At 64.2% G+C, this 14487-nt stretch carries 12 protein-coding genes; 8 read left to right on the top strand and 4 right to left on the bottom strand.

The window, feature by feature from the left end; translation table 11 throughout:
- Positions 1 to 33: 33 nt before the first annotated feature.
- Positions 34 to 1308: a glucarate dehydratase family protein gene (locus NTU39_RS22145; RefSeq protein WP_150664470.1), complete on the bottom strand. Its 1275-nt coding sequence runs from the start codon at positions 1306 to 1308 to the stop codon at positions 34 to 36.
- 307 nt (positions 1309 to 1615) lie between these two features.
- Between NTU39_RS22145 and NTU39_RS22140 the strand changes: the two genes are divergently transcribed.
- From NTU39_RS22140 to NTU39_RS22125, 4 genes are read left to right on the top strand one after another with little or no spacing between them, the layout of a single operon-like run.
- Positions 1616 to 2791, top strand: a complete 1176-nt coding sequence (locus NTU39_RS22140; protein WP_150664469.1) for an extracellular solute-binding protein — start codon at positions 1616 to 1618, stop codon at positions 2789 to 2791.
- Positions 2792 to 2801: 10 nt separating this feature from the next.
- Entirely contained in the window at positions 2802 to 3896 is a 1095-nt protein-coding gene (locus tag NTU39_RS22135; RefSeq protein ID WP_150664468.1) for an ABC transporter ATP-binding protein, read from the top strand.
- Complete coding sequence (locus tag NTU39_RS22130) at positions 3893 to 4777, top strand: ABC transporter permease (protein ID WP_150576152.1); 885 nt, start codon at positions 3893 to 3895, stop codon at positions 4775 to 4777. The genes NTU39_RS22135 and NTU39_RS22130 overlap by 4 nt, the downstream gene beginning before the upstream one ends.
- Before the next feature lie 53 nt (positions 4778 to 4830).
- Positions 4831 to 5730, top strand: coding sequence for an ABC transporter permease (locus NTU39_RS22125; protein ID WP_373275417.1), 900 nt, complete (start codon positions 4831 to 4833; stop codon positions 5728 to 5730).
- On the opposite strand, the gene NTU39_RS22120 is transcribed toward NTU39_RS22125, so the two are convergent.
- Positions 5705 to 7348 (bottom strand): methyl-accepting chemotaxis protein, encoded by a 1644-nt coding sequence (locus NTU39_RS22120; protein ID WP_257958586.1) that lies wholly within the window; start codon positions 7346 to 7348, stop codon positions 5705 to 5707. The two genes, NTU39_RS22125 and NTU39_RS22120, sit on opposite strands and share 26 nt — an antisense overlap.
- A 430-nt stretch (positions 7349 to 7778) precedes the next feature.
- Between NTU39_RS22120 and NTU39_RS22115 the strand changes: the two genes are divergently transcribed.
- The 3 genes from NTU39_RS22115 (at position 7779) to NTU39_RS22105 (ending at position 9930) form a co-directional block, all read left to right on the top strand.
- On the top strand, positions 7779 to 8171 hold the full coding sequence (locus NTU39_RS22115; RefSeq protein ID WP_084103996.1) for a COG4315 family predicted lipoprotein: 393 nt from the start codon (positions 7779 to 7781) through the stop codon (positions 8169 to 8171).
- A 176-nt stretch (positions 8172 to 8347) separates the two neighbouring features.
- Entirely contained in the window at positions 8348 to 8920 is a 573-nt protein-coding gene (locus tag NTU39_RS22110) for an RNA polymerase sigma factor (RefSeq protein ID WP_150664466.1), read from the top strand.
- On the top strand, positions 8920 to 9930 hold the full coding sequence (locus tag NTU39_RS22105) for an anti-sigma factor family protein (protein WP_257958585.1): 1011 nt from the start codon (positions 8920 to 8922) through the stop codon (positions 9928 to 9930). The genes NTU39_RS22110 and NTU39_RS22105 overlap by 1 nt, the downstream gene beginning before the upstream one ends.
- 86 nt (positions 9931 to 10016) lie before the next feature.
- Here NTU39_RS22105 and NTU39_RS22100 read toward each other — a convergent pair whose 3' ends face one another.
- Positions 10017 to 11591 (bottom strand): aldehyde dehydrogenase (NADP(+)), encoded by a 1575-nt coding sequence (locus NTU39_RS22100; RefSeq protein ID WP_257958583.1) that lies wholly within the window; start codon positions 11589 to 11591, stop codon positions 10017 to 10019.
- Positions 11592 to 11601: 10 nt separating this feature from the next.
- A complete protein-coding gene (gene kdgD / locus NTU39_RS22095; RefSeq protein ID WP_150664464.1) occupies positions 11602 to 12513 on the bottom strand; it encodes a 5-dehydro-4-deoxyglucarate dehydratase in 912 nt (303 codons plus the stop codon).
- Positions 12514 to 12892: 379 nt separating this feature from the next.
- Between kdgD and garD the strand changes: the two genes are divergently transcribed.
- Positions 12893 to 14479: a galactarate dehydratase gene (garD, locus tag NTU39_RS22090; RefSeq protein WP_257958581.1), complete on the top strand. Its 1587-nt coding sequence runs from the start codon at positions 12893 to 12895 to the stop codon at positions 14477 to 14479.
- The last annotated feature ends 8 nt before the right edge of the window (positions 14480 to 14487 follow it).

The raw sequence follows: 14487 nt of genomic DNA, 5'->3' as shown, positions 1-14487 counted from the left end.
AGTGCTGGCCTGAATGAACGCGCAAAAGCGCGCTTAAAAACGCGGTGCTTTGCCGCTCCAATCGGGCCGGTATTTGCGCATCTGCACCGCGTCGTTGCGCGTGCGCAGGCCGCAGCGCAGGTATTGCTCGTGGAGCTTGGCCAGTTGGTCCTGATCGATTTCGAGTCCGAGTCCGGGCGCCTTCGTGATGGCGACCGCGCCGTTGCGAATCGCGATCTTGCCGCCACGCACGACTTCCTCGTCGGCTTCCTGCCACGGGTAGTGCGTGTCGCAGGCGTAGGACAGGCGCGGCACGCTCGCCGCCAGATGCGTCATCGCCATCAGGCTGATGCCGAGGTGCGAGTTCGAGTGCATCGACAGGCCGATGTCGAACGTCTCGCACATACGCGCGAGCAGCTGTGTGTCGCGCAGTCCGCCCCAGTAGTGGTGATCGGAGAGGATGATTTGCGCGCCGTTCAGGCGCACGTTCTCGCGGAACTGCCGCAGATCGGTGACGACCATGTTCGTCGCGAGCGGCATGCCCGTCGCACGATGCAGTTCCGCCATGCCTTCGAGCGTGGGCGTGGGGTCTTCGTAGTATTCGAGATCGCCCGCCAGTTCGCGTCCCATCGCAATCGCCGTCGGGAGCGACCAGTTGCCGTTCGGATCGATACGCAGCGGCTTGTCGGGGAAGGCGCGCTTGAGGGCCTTCAGGCATTTCACTTCTTCGGCCGGTTCCAGCACCCCGGCCTTGAGCTTGATGCTGCCGAACCCGTACGTGTCGATCATGAAGCGTGCCTGAGCGACGAGCTGCTCGGCGTTCAGCGTCTCGCCCCAGCTATCCGGCGCGTACGGCGAATCGATGTGCTGCGCGTACTTGAAGAACAGATACGCGCTGTACTGCACTTCCTGACGCACGGCGCCGCCGAGCAGCTCGACGAGCGGTATCCCCAGATGCCGCGCCTGCAAATCCAGAAACGGAACTTCGAACGCGGAGTAGAGCTTCTCAGTGTCCTTGCGCGGGTCGGTGCCCGGTGCGAGTTCGTATTCCACGCGCTCGCCACGTACGCCCTGACGCACCACAGCGGCGACCCGTTCGCGCAGCCCGTTCGTGTCGAACGGGTCCATGCCGATCAGCAGCGGACGTGCGTTTTCGAGCAGGGCAAGCACTGGCGCATCGCCATAGGTTTCGCCTAGTCCGACATGCCCGTTATCCGTTTCGATTTCGATGATCGAGCGCAGGGCATACGGTTCGTGAATACCCGCCGCGTTGAGTAGCGGCGGGTCGCGAAAGGCAATCGGGGTGATCGTGATGCGCTGAATTTTCACGGCAACTTTTCCTTGGTCTCCACCGGGAACGGGGTGTCGGCGGCGACGTCTATCTCGCGGTTTGTGTAACTTTTACGTCATCGTATGACTGGCCGTAATTTAGGTGACGCACTGCCCGTGTCTCTATCGGTGAAATCCCTGACAAAATGCTCGGCGTCCTGATGAAATCAGGGATTAAAGCCCATATAAACAAAGATTTCTCGATTTATAAGGGAAACCTCTGGGGTGTTTTGGCATGTCTCCCAATTGCAAATTGGAAATCTCAGTCATATGATGACTTACGAGAAATTTAACCAAAGGAGACAGCATGAGCTTCAGCCGCAGGGGATTCTGGCAACGTACGCTCGGTGCCGTGGCATGTGCCGCAGTACTGGGAAGCTTCGCAAGCACGGCAACCGCCGCACCGGTTGCGCTGAACATCGTCGACGTGGCCGGCAATCTCGCGCTCACGCAAAAGGGCTTCGAGGCCTTCCGCGACAAGTACCCGGATCTCGTCTCCAAGATCACCTTCACCAATGCGCCTGCACCGCAACTGCCGGGCAAGATCAAGGCCATGCAAGCGGCTGGCCGCTCGGATATCGATATCGTGCTGACGGGCACCGATGCGCTCGCCGCCGGTATCCAGCAAAACCTCTGGCAACGTCTGCTCCCCGACTACAGCGCGAAGCTGCCGGGCGTGCTCGACAAGTACGCCCCGAACGTGCGCGCGATGCAGGAGCTGTCGAAGGGCTACGGCCTGGCCGTCACGTTCATGCCTGCGGGACCGCTCGTCGAATACAACCCGGCCAAGGTGACGAACCCGCCCAAGACGCCTGCCGAACTGCTCTCCTGGTGCAAGGCAAATCCGGGCAAGTTGATTTACGCGCGTCCGGCCAACTCGGGCCCGGGCCGCACGTTCCTGATGGGCCTGCCGTATCTGCTCGGCGACAAGGATCCGCACGACCCGATCAAGGGATGGGACAAGACGTGGGCGTTCCTCAAGGAACTCGATTCGTGCATTCCGTACTACCCGGGCGGCACGTCGGCGGTGATGAAGGAGTTGGGCGAAGGCAGCCGCGACATGACGCTCACCGTCACCGGCTGGGACATCAATCCGCGTGCGCTGGGTATCGTGCCTGCGACGTTCAAGATTCAATCGTTCGACAAGTTCACGTGGGTCAACGACGCGCACTACATGGTCGTGCCCAAGGGCGTGGCGAAAGAGAAGATGGACGTGATCCTCAAGTTGATCAACTTCATGCTCGAACCGGCTCAGCAGGCGCTCACGTATGACGATGGCTACTTCTATCCGGGCCCGGCGGTGAAGGACGTACCGCTGTCCGCCGCCCCGGCGAAGAGCCAGGAAACGATCGCGAAGTACGGCCGTCCGGAATACGCGAAACTCATCGCCGATTTCCCGCACGCTGTGCCGCTCGATGCGACGGCGATGGTGGCTGCATTCCAGAAGTGGGATGCCGAAATCGGTTCGCTGAAGTCGAAATAAGGGCTGCGTCATGAAGCACAACTTTCAACAACTGCGCCTCGATCACGTGGCGCGCAGCTTCACCAACGCCGAGGGGCAGTCGGTGGCCGCGTTGAACGGCCTCGATCTGACCATCGAGCGTGGCGAGTTCATCGCGCTGCTGGGGCCTTCGGGCTGCGGCAAGTCGACGGCGCTCAACTGCATTGCCGGACTCACGCCGCTCACGGGTGGCGCGATCTGGCTCGACGACGAGCGCATCGACGTACTGCCCAGCGAGAAGCGCGGCTTCGGCATGGTGTTCCAGAACTACGCGCTGTTCCCGCACATGAGCGTGCTCGATAACGTGGGCTTCGGTCTTCGGATGCGCGGCACGCCGCGCGCCGAGATCGAGAAGCGTGCCCGCGAAGCCTTGCAGCTCGTGCAACTCGTCGGGCACGAGCGCAAGTTGCCGGGGCAGTTGTCGGGCGGTCAGCAGCAACGTGTCGCGATTGCGCGTGCCATCGTGATCGAGCCGCCGGTTGTGCTCATGGACGAACCGCTGTCGAACCTCGACGCGAAGCTGCGTATCGAGATGCGCGCCGAAATCCGCCGCATTCACGGCAAGCTCGACCGCGCGACGATTTACGTCACGCACGATCAGGACGAAGCGCTCTCGATGGCGGACCGCATCGTCGTGATGAAAGAGGGGGTGGTGCAGCAGATCGGCGCACCGCGCGACGTGTATGGCCGTCCGCGCAATCTGCACGTGGCGCGCTTCATGGGCTATCGCAATGTGCTCGACGTGTCGATCACGTCGGCACAGGGCGAGCATGCCCGCGTGTCATGCGGCGGGGCGTCGTTCGACGGTGTGTTGATGGAGCCGCCCGCCAGCGGTGGCAAGGTCGAAGGCAAGGTTTCCGTGGCGATTCGTCCCGACGATTTCGAGCGCGCACCGGCCGCTAACGACAACGCCTTCGAAGTGGTGGTCGAGACGGTGGAGTACGGCGGTCGCGATTCGCTGCTGCGCGTGGCGTCGCCGTTCGGTCAGTTGTACGCGCGTTTGCCGGGCGATTACGCCGTCGGGGAGCGCGTGCCGCTGCGCGTACCGGCCGACCGCACGCTGGTCTACACCGGGGAGCGCGCATGAGTGCCGCCGCTTCTGTGTCGATGACACCGGCGGCGCGTGCCGACGGGCGTGGCTGGCTCGTCGCGCCCGCGCTCGTGTGCCTGATCGCGATGTTCGTCTATCCGTTCGCGTACGGTCTGTTCCTGTCTTTCCAGCCGATGGAGGGTGGCGGCGTTTTCGCGAACTATCTGAAGTTCTTCACCGAGCCGACGTTGTGGCCGACGGTGCTGATCACGCTCAAGCTCGCCGTGCCCGCCACGCTGATCAACGTGGGGGCATCGATCCCCGCGGCGTTCGCGTTGCGCAAGAGCACGCGGGCGTCGAAGTTCGTGACGATGCTACTGGTCGTTCCCGTAACGCTCGGCACCGTGCTCATCGCCGACGGCATGCTGACCTACTACGGGCCGAACGGCTGGTTCCCGCAGGCGTTGCATGCGTTGGGGCTGTATCACGACGAAGTGCGTCTCACGCACAACTATTGGGGCGTACTGATCTCGCTGGTGATCTCGGGCTTCCCGTTCGCGTTCCTGCTGATCCTGTCGTACGTCACCGGTATCGATCCGACGCTCGCGCGCGCGGCAGGTACGCTGGGTGCCGGGCCGTGGCAGCAATTCCGTCTGATCTATCTGCCGCTGCTGGTGCCGGGCCTGACGATGGCGGCGTGTCTGTCGTTCGTGCAGGCATTCTCGGTGTTCCCGTCGGCGGTGCTGCTCGGCGTGCCCGCAGGGGCGACGCGCGTGGTGTCGATTGCCGCGTACGAAGCCGCGTTCGAGAGCTACGACTACTCGCTCGCATCATGCGTGGCGATTGTGATGGGATTCGTGCAGTTGCTGATCGTGGCGGGCATGCTCGGCGCGCGTCGGGCGTTCTATAGCGGTCCGACCACGGGAGGCAAGGGATGAGTGTCGCAGACAAGAATCCGGCCGGTACGCTGGCCGCGCAGAACGGAGATTTCATGACAACGCAGGCGCCCGTCAGCCAGTCGGCAGCCGTTCCCGAAGTCAGGCGCAAAATGCGCCGCGAAGGGCCGGGCTCGCGTCTGTGGCGCGTGCTCGTCTGGGGCACGATGATCTTCTTCCTCGTGAACGTGGCGCTGATGATCGCCACCGTCACGATGAACTCGTTCGCCACGCGCTGGTTCGGCACGCCGCTGCCCGAAGGTTTCACGCTGCATTGGTACGCGCAGGCATGGCGCGACTTTCAACTCGCCGATGTGCTATGGGTGACGGTAGAAGTCGTGGGCGCAGTCGTGCTCCTGTCGATTGCGCTGGGCGTGCCTGCGGCGTATGCACTGGCCCGAGCGCAGTTCCCCGGCAAGAAGCTTGCGATGCTGGTGTTTCTGTTGCCGCTGATGGTGCCGCCGGTGACGTACGGCATTCCGATGGCGACCGTGCTTTACAAGGTCGGACTGGGCGGCACGCTCACGGGCGTAATTCTCGCGAATCTCGTGCCGTCGCTGCCGTTCGTGATTCTGGTGATGACCCCGTTCATCGAGCAGATCGATCCGAACCTCGAAGCCGCAGCGCGCATTTTCGGTGCGAACACGCCGAAGTACTTCCGTCACGTGTTGCTGCCATTGCTGGTGCCGGGCATTCTCGCGGCGGGGCTGCTCGTGCTCGTGCGCACCATCGGCATGTTCGAGCTGACGTTCTTCACCGCCGGTCCGGACACGCAGACGCTGGTCGTCGCGCTCTACTACGCAGTGTTCTCGACCGGGGTGAGAGCCCCGCAGTCTATCGACGCGATGGCGATGATCTACATGGCCATCACGTTGCTCTGGGTGCTCATCGCGCTGCAATTCGTGAGTCCGACGCAGTTGGTCAGCCGCGTCAAGGAAGCGCCGAAGGGCGAGTGATCGCGGCGTGCGCATTGTTGGCTCCGGTCGCTTCCAGCTGGAAGCGACCGACCGACAACGTGAGCGCCTGCGCCTGTTGCTGCAACATCTGCGCGGCCGCGCCGGCATCTTCCACCAGCGCCGCGTTGTGCGACGTCACCTGATCCATCAGCGCAATCGCGCGATTCACTTCCTCGATTCCCTGCTTCTGCTCGTGGCTGGCGGCGCTGATTTCGTCCATCGCGTTGCTGACCTGCTTCACGCGCGCCACGATCTCGCGCATCGTCTTGCCCGCGTTCTGCACGAGCGTCGTGCCCGAGGCGACTTCTGCGACGGACGCGTCGATCAGTTGCTTCACTTCCTTCGCGGCTGCTGAGCTGCGTCCGGCGAGGCTGCGCACTTCTGCTGCGACCACCGCGAACCCCTTGCCCTGTTCGCCCGCACGTGCGGCTTCGACGGCGGCGTTCAGCGCGAGGATGTTCGTCTGGAAGGCGATGCCTTCGATGACCGCAATGATGTCCACGATCTTGCGCGACGACGTGTCAATGGACGACATCGTCGTGACCACTTGCTCGACCATGTCGCCACCTTGCTCCGCCATCTCGGCCGCGCGGTGGGCGAGATCGTTCGCGCCGCGCGAGTTGTCGTCGTTCTGGCTGACGGTCGACGTCAGTTCTTCCATCGCGGCGGCGGTCTGCTCCAGCGAACTGGCCTGCTCGGCGGTGCGTGCGGCGAGGTCGCGGTTGCCCGAGGCGATGCGGTGGCTGATCGCCGTGACGTCGTGCGACGCGTGGCGCACTTGCGTGACCGCATGGCGCAGATTCGTCGCCATCTCCGCGAGCGACGCCATGATGCTCGTGTCGTGTTCGCGGTTCGATGCGTTTGACGTATTCGATGCTGCGCGTCCGACGTCGAACTCGTGGTACAGCTCGCCACGATCCACCGCCAGCGCCAGCGCTTTGACGTCGTCCGGCTCTGCGCCCAGCGCACGTCGCAATTGACGCGTAATCAGAAACGCCATGACCGCGCCGCACGTCAGCGCGACGAGCACCAGCGCGAGCATCACGGTCTGAAAGCCGTGTGCGCTCGCGACGGCGGCCATCGATTCCGTGTGACTGGTGCGGTCTTCGAGATCGATCATGCGGTTGATGGCCGCGAGCCAGTCGACGAAGGCCGGACGCGCCTGTTCGAGCACGAGACGGCGCGCGCCGTCGAGGTCGCCCGCGCGGCGCAGTGTGATCACCTGCGCGATGATCGGTTGCGTGCGCGCTTCGATGGACTTGATCGCGGCGAGATCGTCGCGTTCTTCTGCGCTCACGCGTTCGGCGTTCGATGGCGCGAAGAGGGCGTCCATCGGTCCGGCAGAGCGCTGATAGTCGGCGTTCAGGCGCTCGATGAGCGCGACGATTTCGTCGACATGGCTGTCGTCGGCCAGCGTGATGTCGCGCACGGCGATGGCGCGGTCGTGCACGCTGCCGCGAAAGTTCACGGCGTACTGCTGCTTCACATTGTTGTTGTCGCTGATGTTCGTGAGCGTGCGCTCGATGCCGTGCACGCGCAGCACGGCGAGCGCGGCCAGCGCGAGCATCATCGCGAGGATGACGGTGAAGCTCAGCCCGAGCCGGGCGGCCACGCTCATTCGGGACTGACGTGGTAACGACGGTGTATGTGAAGAGGTGTGTGAGGCGGTGTGCGGAGCGGCTAATGCAGATGCGCTGGATGAGGCGTTCATGTGAATGTGTCCGGTCTGATCGTTTTTATACCTGACGCGCATGGGCGGTGCATCGCGGCGCGTCGGTGCGCGGTTGGGCGCATTGCCCGACGGGCAAACGTCTGGCAGACGGCGATTATTCCGCTTAGGCAGAGTCGATAGCGGTCAACGGTCCGTTGAGGCGACGCGCTTGAGTATGCGTTGTGCCTGTTGGAACTCCCGACGGATCAGACGCGATATCGGCCACTTGGCGTGCTGCGCCGCAACAATAAATATCTTAAGAAAGGTGTGGAATAAAGGGTCGGCGCGAAGCGTTCAGAGAGTGTCGACAACGACATTTCACTCAGGAGCCAAAGTCATGAACCAACGTCAATCGATGTCCGCTGTTCTCACCAGCCTGGTGGCTGCCGCCGGTCTGTTCGCTGCTGCTGCGGCCCACGCGGAAGTCCCGCTCAAGACGGCCGACGGCATGCTCGTCGACGCGCAGAACCGCACCGTCTATACGTTTGACAACGATGTGGCAGGCAGCGGCAAGAGTGCTTGCAACGGCGGATGCGCGACGGCCTGGCCGCCGGTCATGGCCGATGGCGGTGCCAAGGCCGAAGGCAACTATTCCATCGTCACGCGCGACGACGGTATGAAGCAGTGGGCCTACAAGGGCAAGCCGCTGTACCTGTTCGCGAAGGACGCGGCCGCAGGCGACAAGAAGGGCGACGGCTTCAAGGACGTGTGGCACGTTGTCAAGCCCTGAGCAGGCGCTGACGGGATTCTGACGGGGAGCGGCGCGTGTTGGCATATCGGCGGGCTGGGAACGCGCATGCAAAGTCGCGGCGGCTCAGTATAATTTCGCGGCAGGTGCCAGCGGTACTCGCTGGCGATGCTTCGGACTGGGTGGCCGTCACGCACCCTCCGCCAGGAAATTCGCCGATGACCGGTCAGGATTTACCCAGCTTGCTTCCGGGCTTGCTGCCACGCCTCTGGGCGTTCGCCTTGCGCATTACGGGCGATCGCCATGATGCCGAGGATCTTGTGCAACGCGCTTGCGTGCACGCGCTGGAGCGCGTGCACCAGTGGCAGCCGGGATCCTCGGCGTTGAGCTGGATGTTCAGCATCGTGCATACGACGTGGATCAACGAGATCCGCGCGCGGCGCGTGCGTTCGCGCGGCAGTCTGGCGTGGGACGAAGCCGACGTCGATGCGATTCCCGATTTTCAGGCATCCACGCCCGAAGAACTGGCCAGTTGTCATCAGGTCTTCGGTGCGGTCGACCGTCTGCCCGAAGCGCAACGTCTCGTGTTGCTGCTCGTGGCGGTGGAGGGTATGAGTTATCAGGAAGCGGCAGAAGTGCTCGACGTGCCCATCGGCACGGTCATGAGCCGTCTGTCACGCGCACGCCGTACTATCGGCGACCAGTTTCGTAACCCCGAGGGGCAACCCCGCACGGCAGAGCGCACCCTTCGGGGTGGCTCGGCCGCTGGCGCACGTGAGGAGGACGCGTGATGAACGAAGACGATATCCGCCTGCTCGCTTACGTGGACGACGCACTGCCTCCGGCGGAGCGTGCGGAAGTGGAAGCGGCCATTGCCGCGTCGCCCGAACTGGCCGACGCGGTTGCGTCGTTGCGGGCCTCGCGTCTGCCGTATCTCGAGACGTTCGCGGCGCAAGTGATTCCGCCGGTGCCGCAGAGCCTGAGCGCCGGTCTCGACGCACTCCTGCGCGAACACGCGCAACGTCAGGCCTCGCCGCCGACTCAGTCGGTTCAACAGGACACGCACGCACCCGACGCCATTAAATCTACGACATCGCTACCGTTGCAGCCCGTGCGTGTCGACACGACGCACAACGTGCCCGCTGCCAACGATGCGCCTGCCGGACGACGCGTGCGCCCGTGGTGGCTCGCGGCGGCCTTCGCGGCGGGTGTTGCGGCGACGGCGATTACGCTGCCGTTGATGTCGGGCGTGCTGAATCGCTCGGGTGCGGGGGGCTTCATGACCGCCTCTGTCACCCCTGCGCCCGCGCAGGGCCGGACATGGGTGCGCGCAGCGGCCGAGTATCAGCAGTTGTATGCGCGTGACACGGTGGCGTCGATTCACGTCGACGACAGCGACACCGAGCGCACCGTCAACGAGATCCATGAGAACGACAAGCTCGACATCAGCGTGCCCGACCTGCGTTCGCAGGGCCTGACGTTCAAGCGCGTGCAGCGTCTGCGCTGGCAGGACCGGGCGCTGGTGCAGATGGTGTATCTCCCGGCGACGGGCGATCCCGTGGCGCTGTGTGTGGTGCGCGATACGCGTCCCGATCAGAGCGTGGCGGAGCAGCAGATCGACAAGATGGGCGTGGTGACGTGGCGCAAGGGACAGATCGGCTATGCGCTCATCGGGGCGCCGGGGTCGACCGATCTCAAGGCCGTGGCGAAAGCACTGGCCGACGGCCCCGTCGCGCCGCTTTATGGGATGTTGGTGCTGCCGGACGTAACCTCGCTGCAGTCGCCGCATAAGGCTTCATAACGACCGTCGCTTTCTATCCGTACGTCGCACCAAAACAAACGCCCTCGAATCCGAGGGCGTTTGTCATTGCGGGACAGCGATTGCGATTACGCTTGTGCGAGCGCGCCATCGCGAAGTCGCCACAGACCGAGCGGATTGCGCTCCTGCAAGGCTTCAGGCAAAAGAGCGTCCGGCAGATCCTGATAGCAGACGGGGCGCAGGAAGCGATCGATGGCCGATGCGCCGACAGACGTGAACATCGCGTTCGACGTCGCCGGGAACGGGCCGCCGTGCACCATCGCGTGACACACCTCGACGCCGGTCGGGAAACCGTTGGCGAGAATGCGTCCGGCGCGACGTTCCAGACTCGGCAGCAAACGGCGAGCGTTAGCCGTGTCGCCAGCGTCGAGTTGCAGCGTGGCCGTCAACTGACCTTCCAGACGTTCCGTGATGGCGATCATTTCGTCGACGGTGTTGCAAGCAATCACGATCGACGCAGGCCCGAACATTTCGTCGTGCAGCGCGGGGGTGGCGAGAAACTCGGCGGCCGTCGTGCGGAACAGGGCCGCCTGACCCTGACATGCGCCGCCCGCCTGACCGCGCGCGACGAGCGTCACGTTCGGTTCATCGGCCAGACGCGCGACACCCTTGTCATACGCCTGATGAATGCCCGGCGTGAGCATGGTGCCTGCGGCCTTGGCTGCCAGCGCGTCGGATGCCGTCTGGCAGAAACGTTCGAGCGCGTCGCCCGCGAGGCCCAGCACCAGCCCGGGATTCGTGCAGAACTGACCGACGCCCATCGTCAGCGAATCGACGAAACCCTTCGCGATGGCGTCGCCGCGTGCGGCCAGCGCTTCGGGCAACAGGTACACCGGGTTGATGCTGCTCATCTCGGCATACACGGGAATCGGCACCGTGCGCGACTGGGCGATGCGTTGCAGTGCGAGACCGCCATTACGCGAACCGGTGAAACCGACGGCCGCGATCGCGGGATGCGCCACCAGTGCCTCGCCCACGGCACGCTCGCCGACGAGCAGCGAGAACACGCCTTCCGGCAAATCGAGCTTCTGCACGGCCGAGCGCACGGCGCGTGCCACGAGCTCCGACGTTCCCAAATGCGCGGAGTGTGCCTTCACGATCACCGGGCAACCCGCCGCGAATGCCGACGCCGTATCGCCCCCCGCCACGGAGAACGCCAGCGGGAAGTTACTCGCGCCGAACACCGCCACGGGGCCAAGACCGATCTTCGACAGACGCAGGTCGCTGCGCGGCAGCGGTTCGCGTGCCGGTTGCGCGGGGTCGATGGTGGCGTCGAGGAAATGGCCGTCGCGCACCACGCGGGCGAACATCCGCAACTGGCCGACGGTGCGTCCGCGCTCACCTTGCAGACGGGCAACGGGCAGGCCGGTCTCGGCGTGGCCGCGTTCGATCAGGGTGTCACCCAGATCGAGGATGGCCTGCGCGACGGCTTCCAGAAACTCGGCGCGCTTCGCCAGCGGCAACGCGCGGAACGGATCGAAAGCCGCGCGCGCCAGTTCGCACGCACGCTCGACGTCCTGCACGGTGCCCGCGCCGAACGACGGCGTCAGGCGTTCGCCACGCGACGGGTCGAACGCTTCAAGCGTTCCCGCACTGCCGCGCACGTCGGCGCGGCCGATCAACATCTCACCGGTAATCTGCATGCGGCGCCCCTTAGCCTTCGACCTTCTTGATCAGCGCGTCGAGCGCGGCGAGTTCGTCCGGCAGCAGGTCGGTCAGCGGTGCGCGCACCGGACCGGCGTCGTGACCGACCAGTTTGGCACCCGCCTTGACGATGCTCACGGCGTAGCCTGCGCGACGGTTGCGAATCTCCAGGTACGGCAGGAAGAACACGTCGAGCAGGTGGCCGATGGTCTCCTGATCGTTGTTGCACACCGCGCGGTAGAACTTCATCGCCGTCTTCGGAATGAAGTTGAACACAGCCGACGAGTACACCGGCACGCCCAGCGCGCGGTAGGCCGCTGCGTAGACTTCTGCCGTCGGCAGGCCACCCAGATACGAGAAGCGATCGCCCATGCGGCGACGAATCTGCACCATGCGCTCGATGTCGCCCACGCCGTCCTTGAAGCCGATCAGGTTCGGGCAGTTCTCGGCCAGACGCTCCAGTTGGTCCGCGCCGAGCTTCGAATTCGCGCGGTTGTAGACGATCACGCCGATGTTCACGGCTTTGCAGACCTGTTCGACGTGCGCGGCAATGCCGTCGAGGCTGGCTTCCGTCAGGTAGTGCGGCATGAGCAGCACACCCTTCGCGCCCAGACGCTCGGCTTCCTTTGCGTACTCGATGGCCAGACGGGTCGGGCCACCCGCGCCCGCGAGAATCGGCACCTTGCCCGCACACGTGTCGACGGCCGTCTTGATCACGGCGCTGTAATCCTGCGGCGTGAGCGAGAAGAATTCGCCCGTGCCGCCGGCGGCGAAGAGCGCCGTCGCGCCGAACGGCGCGAGCCACTCCAGACGCTCGGCGTAGCCGCGTGCGTTGAAGTCGCCGTTCGCGTCGAAGTCGGTCACGGGGAAAGACAACAAGCCGTCCGAGACGATTTGCTTGAGTTCTTGAGGTGCAGTCATTTCAAGAGTTCCTGTCGGCTGATGGGCCGGATTCGATGAATAAAGAAGGCGCTCAACCAGCGCTCGGCGCTGAGTTATATGTCATCGTATAACATGTGATGAGACCGGACAAGAGGCTGACCCGTCGAATGGCAGTGGGATAAACCCGCAAAAGGCGTGGGAAGGGTTTTTCCCGATTCGCGCAGAGGCCCGTAAAGCCACGCATTGCTGGGGTTCTAGATGTATGATGACACATAAGTGACGGGTGGTTGAGCGAACATCAACGACCGCCCGTGGTTTTTGTGTCATGGCCCGGGTGATGCGACAGATCGCAGGTATCGAGAAAGGCGAACGTCGTGGAACGCGGGGCTGGCGGGATGAGATGGGAGGGGTGAGGGACATGGCAGCAACGCAGGAGACGGCCGGCGGGAGAGACGCGCCGCGCTACATTCGGATGCAGGCAGAGGACAACGTCGCCATCGTGGTGAACGACGGCGGCTTGCCCGCGGGTAGTCGGTTTGCGGACGGACTCACGCTCATCGATGCTGTACCGCAGGGCCACAAGGTGGCGCTGATCGATCTGGCCGCAGGCGCTGCGGTGGTTCGCTACGGCGTGGTCATCGGCTACGCGGCGCGCGATCTGAGCGCAGGCAGTTGGGTCAACGAGCGGAACATCGCGATGCCCGAAGCGCCGTCGCTCGACCGTCTGCCGATCAGCACGCGCGTGCCTGCCGAATTGCCGCCGCTTGACGGCTTCACGTTCAAGGGCTATCGGAATGCCGATGGCTCGGTCGGCACGCGCAACATCCTCGCCATCACGACCACGGTGCAGTGCGTGGCAGGCGTGGTGGAGTTCGCCGTCAAACGCATCAAGGAGACGTTGCTGCCCCAGTATCCGAACGTCGACGACGTCGTCGCTCTGGAGCACACATATGGTTGCGGCGTGGCCATCGACGCACCGGACGCCATCGTCCCGATCCGCACGCTGCGCAACATCTCCACCAATCCCAACTTTGGCGGCGAAGTGATGGTCGTGAGTCTCGGCTGCGAGAAGTTGCAGCCGGAGCGTCTGCTTCCGGTGGGCAGCATTCCCATCGGCAGCACCGATGCCGACGGGAAGCCGGACACCGTTTGTCTTCAGGACGATGCACACGTCGGCTTTCTGTCGATGATCGATTCGATCCTGACGATGGCGCGTACGCATCTTGAGCGGCTCAACGTGCGTCAACGCGAGACGGTGCCTGCGTCGGAGCTGATCGTCGGCGTGCAGTGCGGTGGCAGCGACGCGTTCTCCGGCGTGACGGCCAACCCGGCCGTGGGCTTTGCCACCGATCTGCTCGTGCGCGCGGGTGCGACCGTCATGTTCTCCGAAGTCACCGAAGTGCGCGACGGCATCGACCAACTGACTTCACGCGCGGCCACACCGGAAGTGGCCGAGGCGATGATTCGCGAGATGGCCTGGTACGACGCATACCTGGAGCGCGGGCGCGTCGACCGCAGTGCCAACACCACGCCGGGCAACAAGCGCGGCGGGTTGTCCAATATCGTCGAGAAGGCGATGGGGTCGATTGTGAAGTCGGGCAGCGGGCCCATTCACGGCGTGATTTCCCCGGGCGCGAAGCTCGACCGTGAACACCAGCGCGGGCTGATTTACGCCGCGACGCCCGCGAGCGATTTCATCTGCGGCACGCTGCAACTGGCCGCAGGTATCAATTTGCATGTGTTCACGACCGGGCGTGGGACGCCTTATGGACTCGCCGAGGTGCCCGTCATCAAGGTGGCGACGCGCTCGGATCTGGCGCGTCGCTGGCACGATTTGATGGATGTGGATGCCGGACGGATCGCCACGGGCGAGGCCACCATCGAAGACGTGGGCTGGCAGTTGTTCCACCTGATGCTGGCCGTCGCAAGCGGTGAAAAGACGTGGGCCGAGCGATGGGGGCTGCACAACGCGCTTACGTTGTTCAACCCGGCGCCGGTGACCTGAAACCGGCG

The organism is Pandoraea commovens, assembly GCF_024704525.1.
In the GTDB taxonomy this organism is placed as follows: domain Bacteria; phylum Pseudomonadota; class Gammaproteobacteria; order Burkholderiales; family Burkholderiaceae; genus Pandoraea; species Pandoraea commovens.
This window is presented reverse-complemented; position numbering and strand designations above follow the sequence as displayed.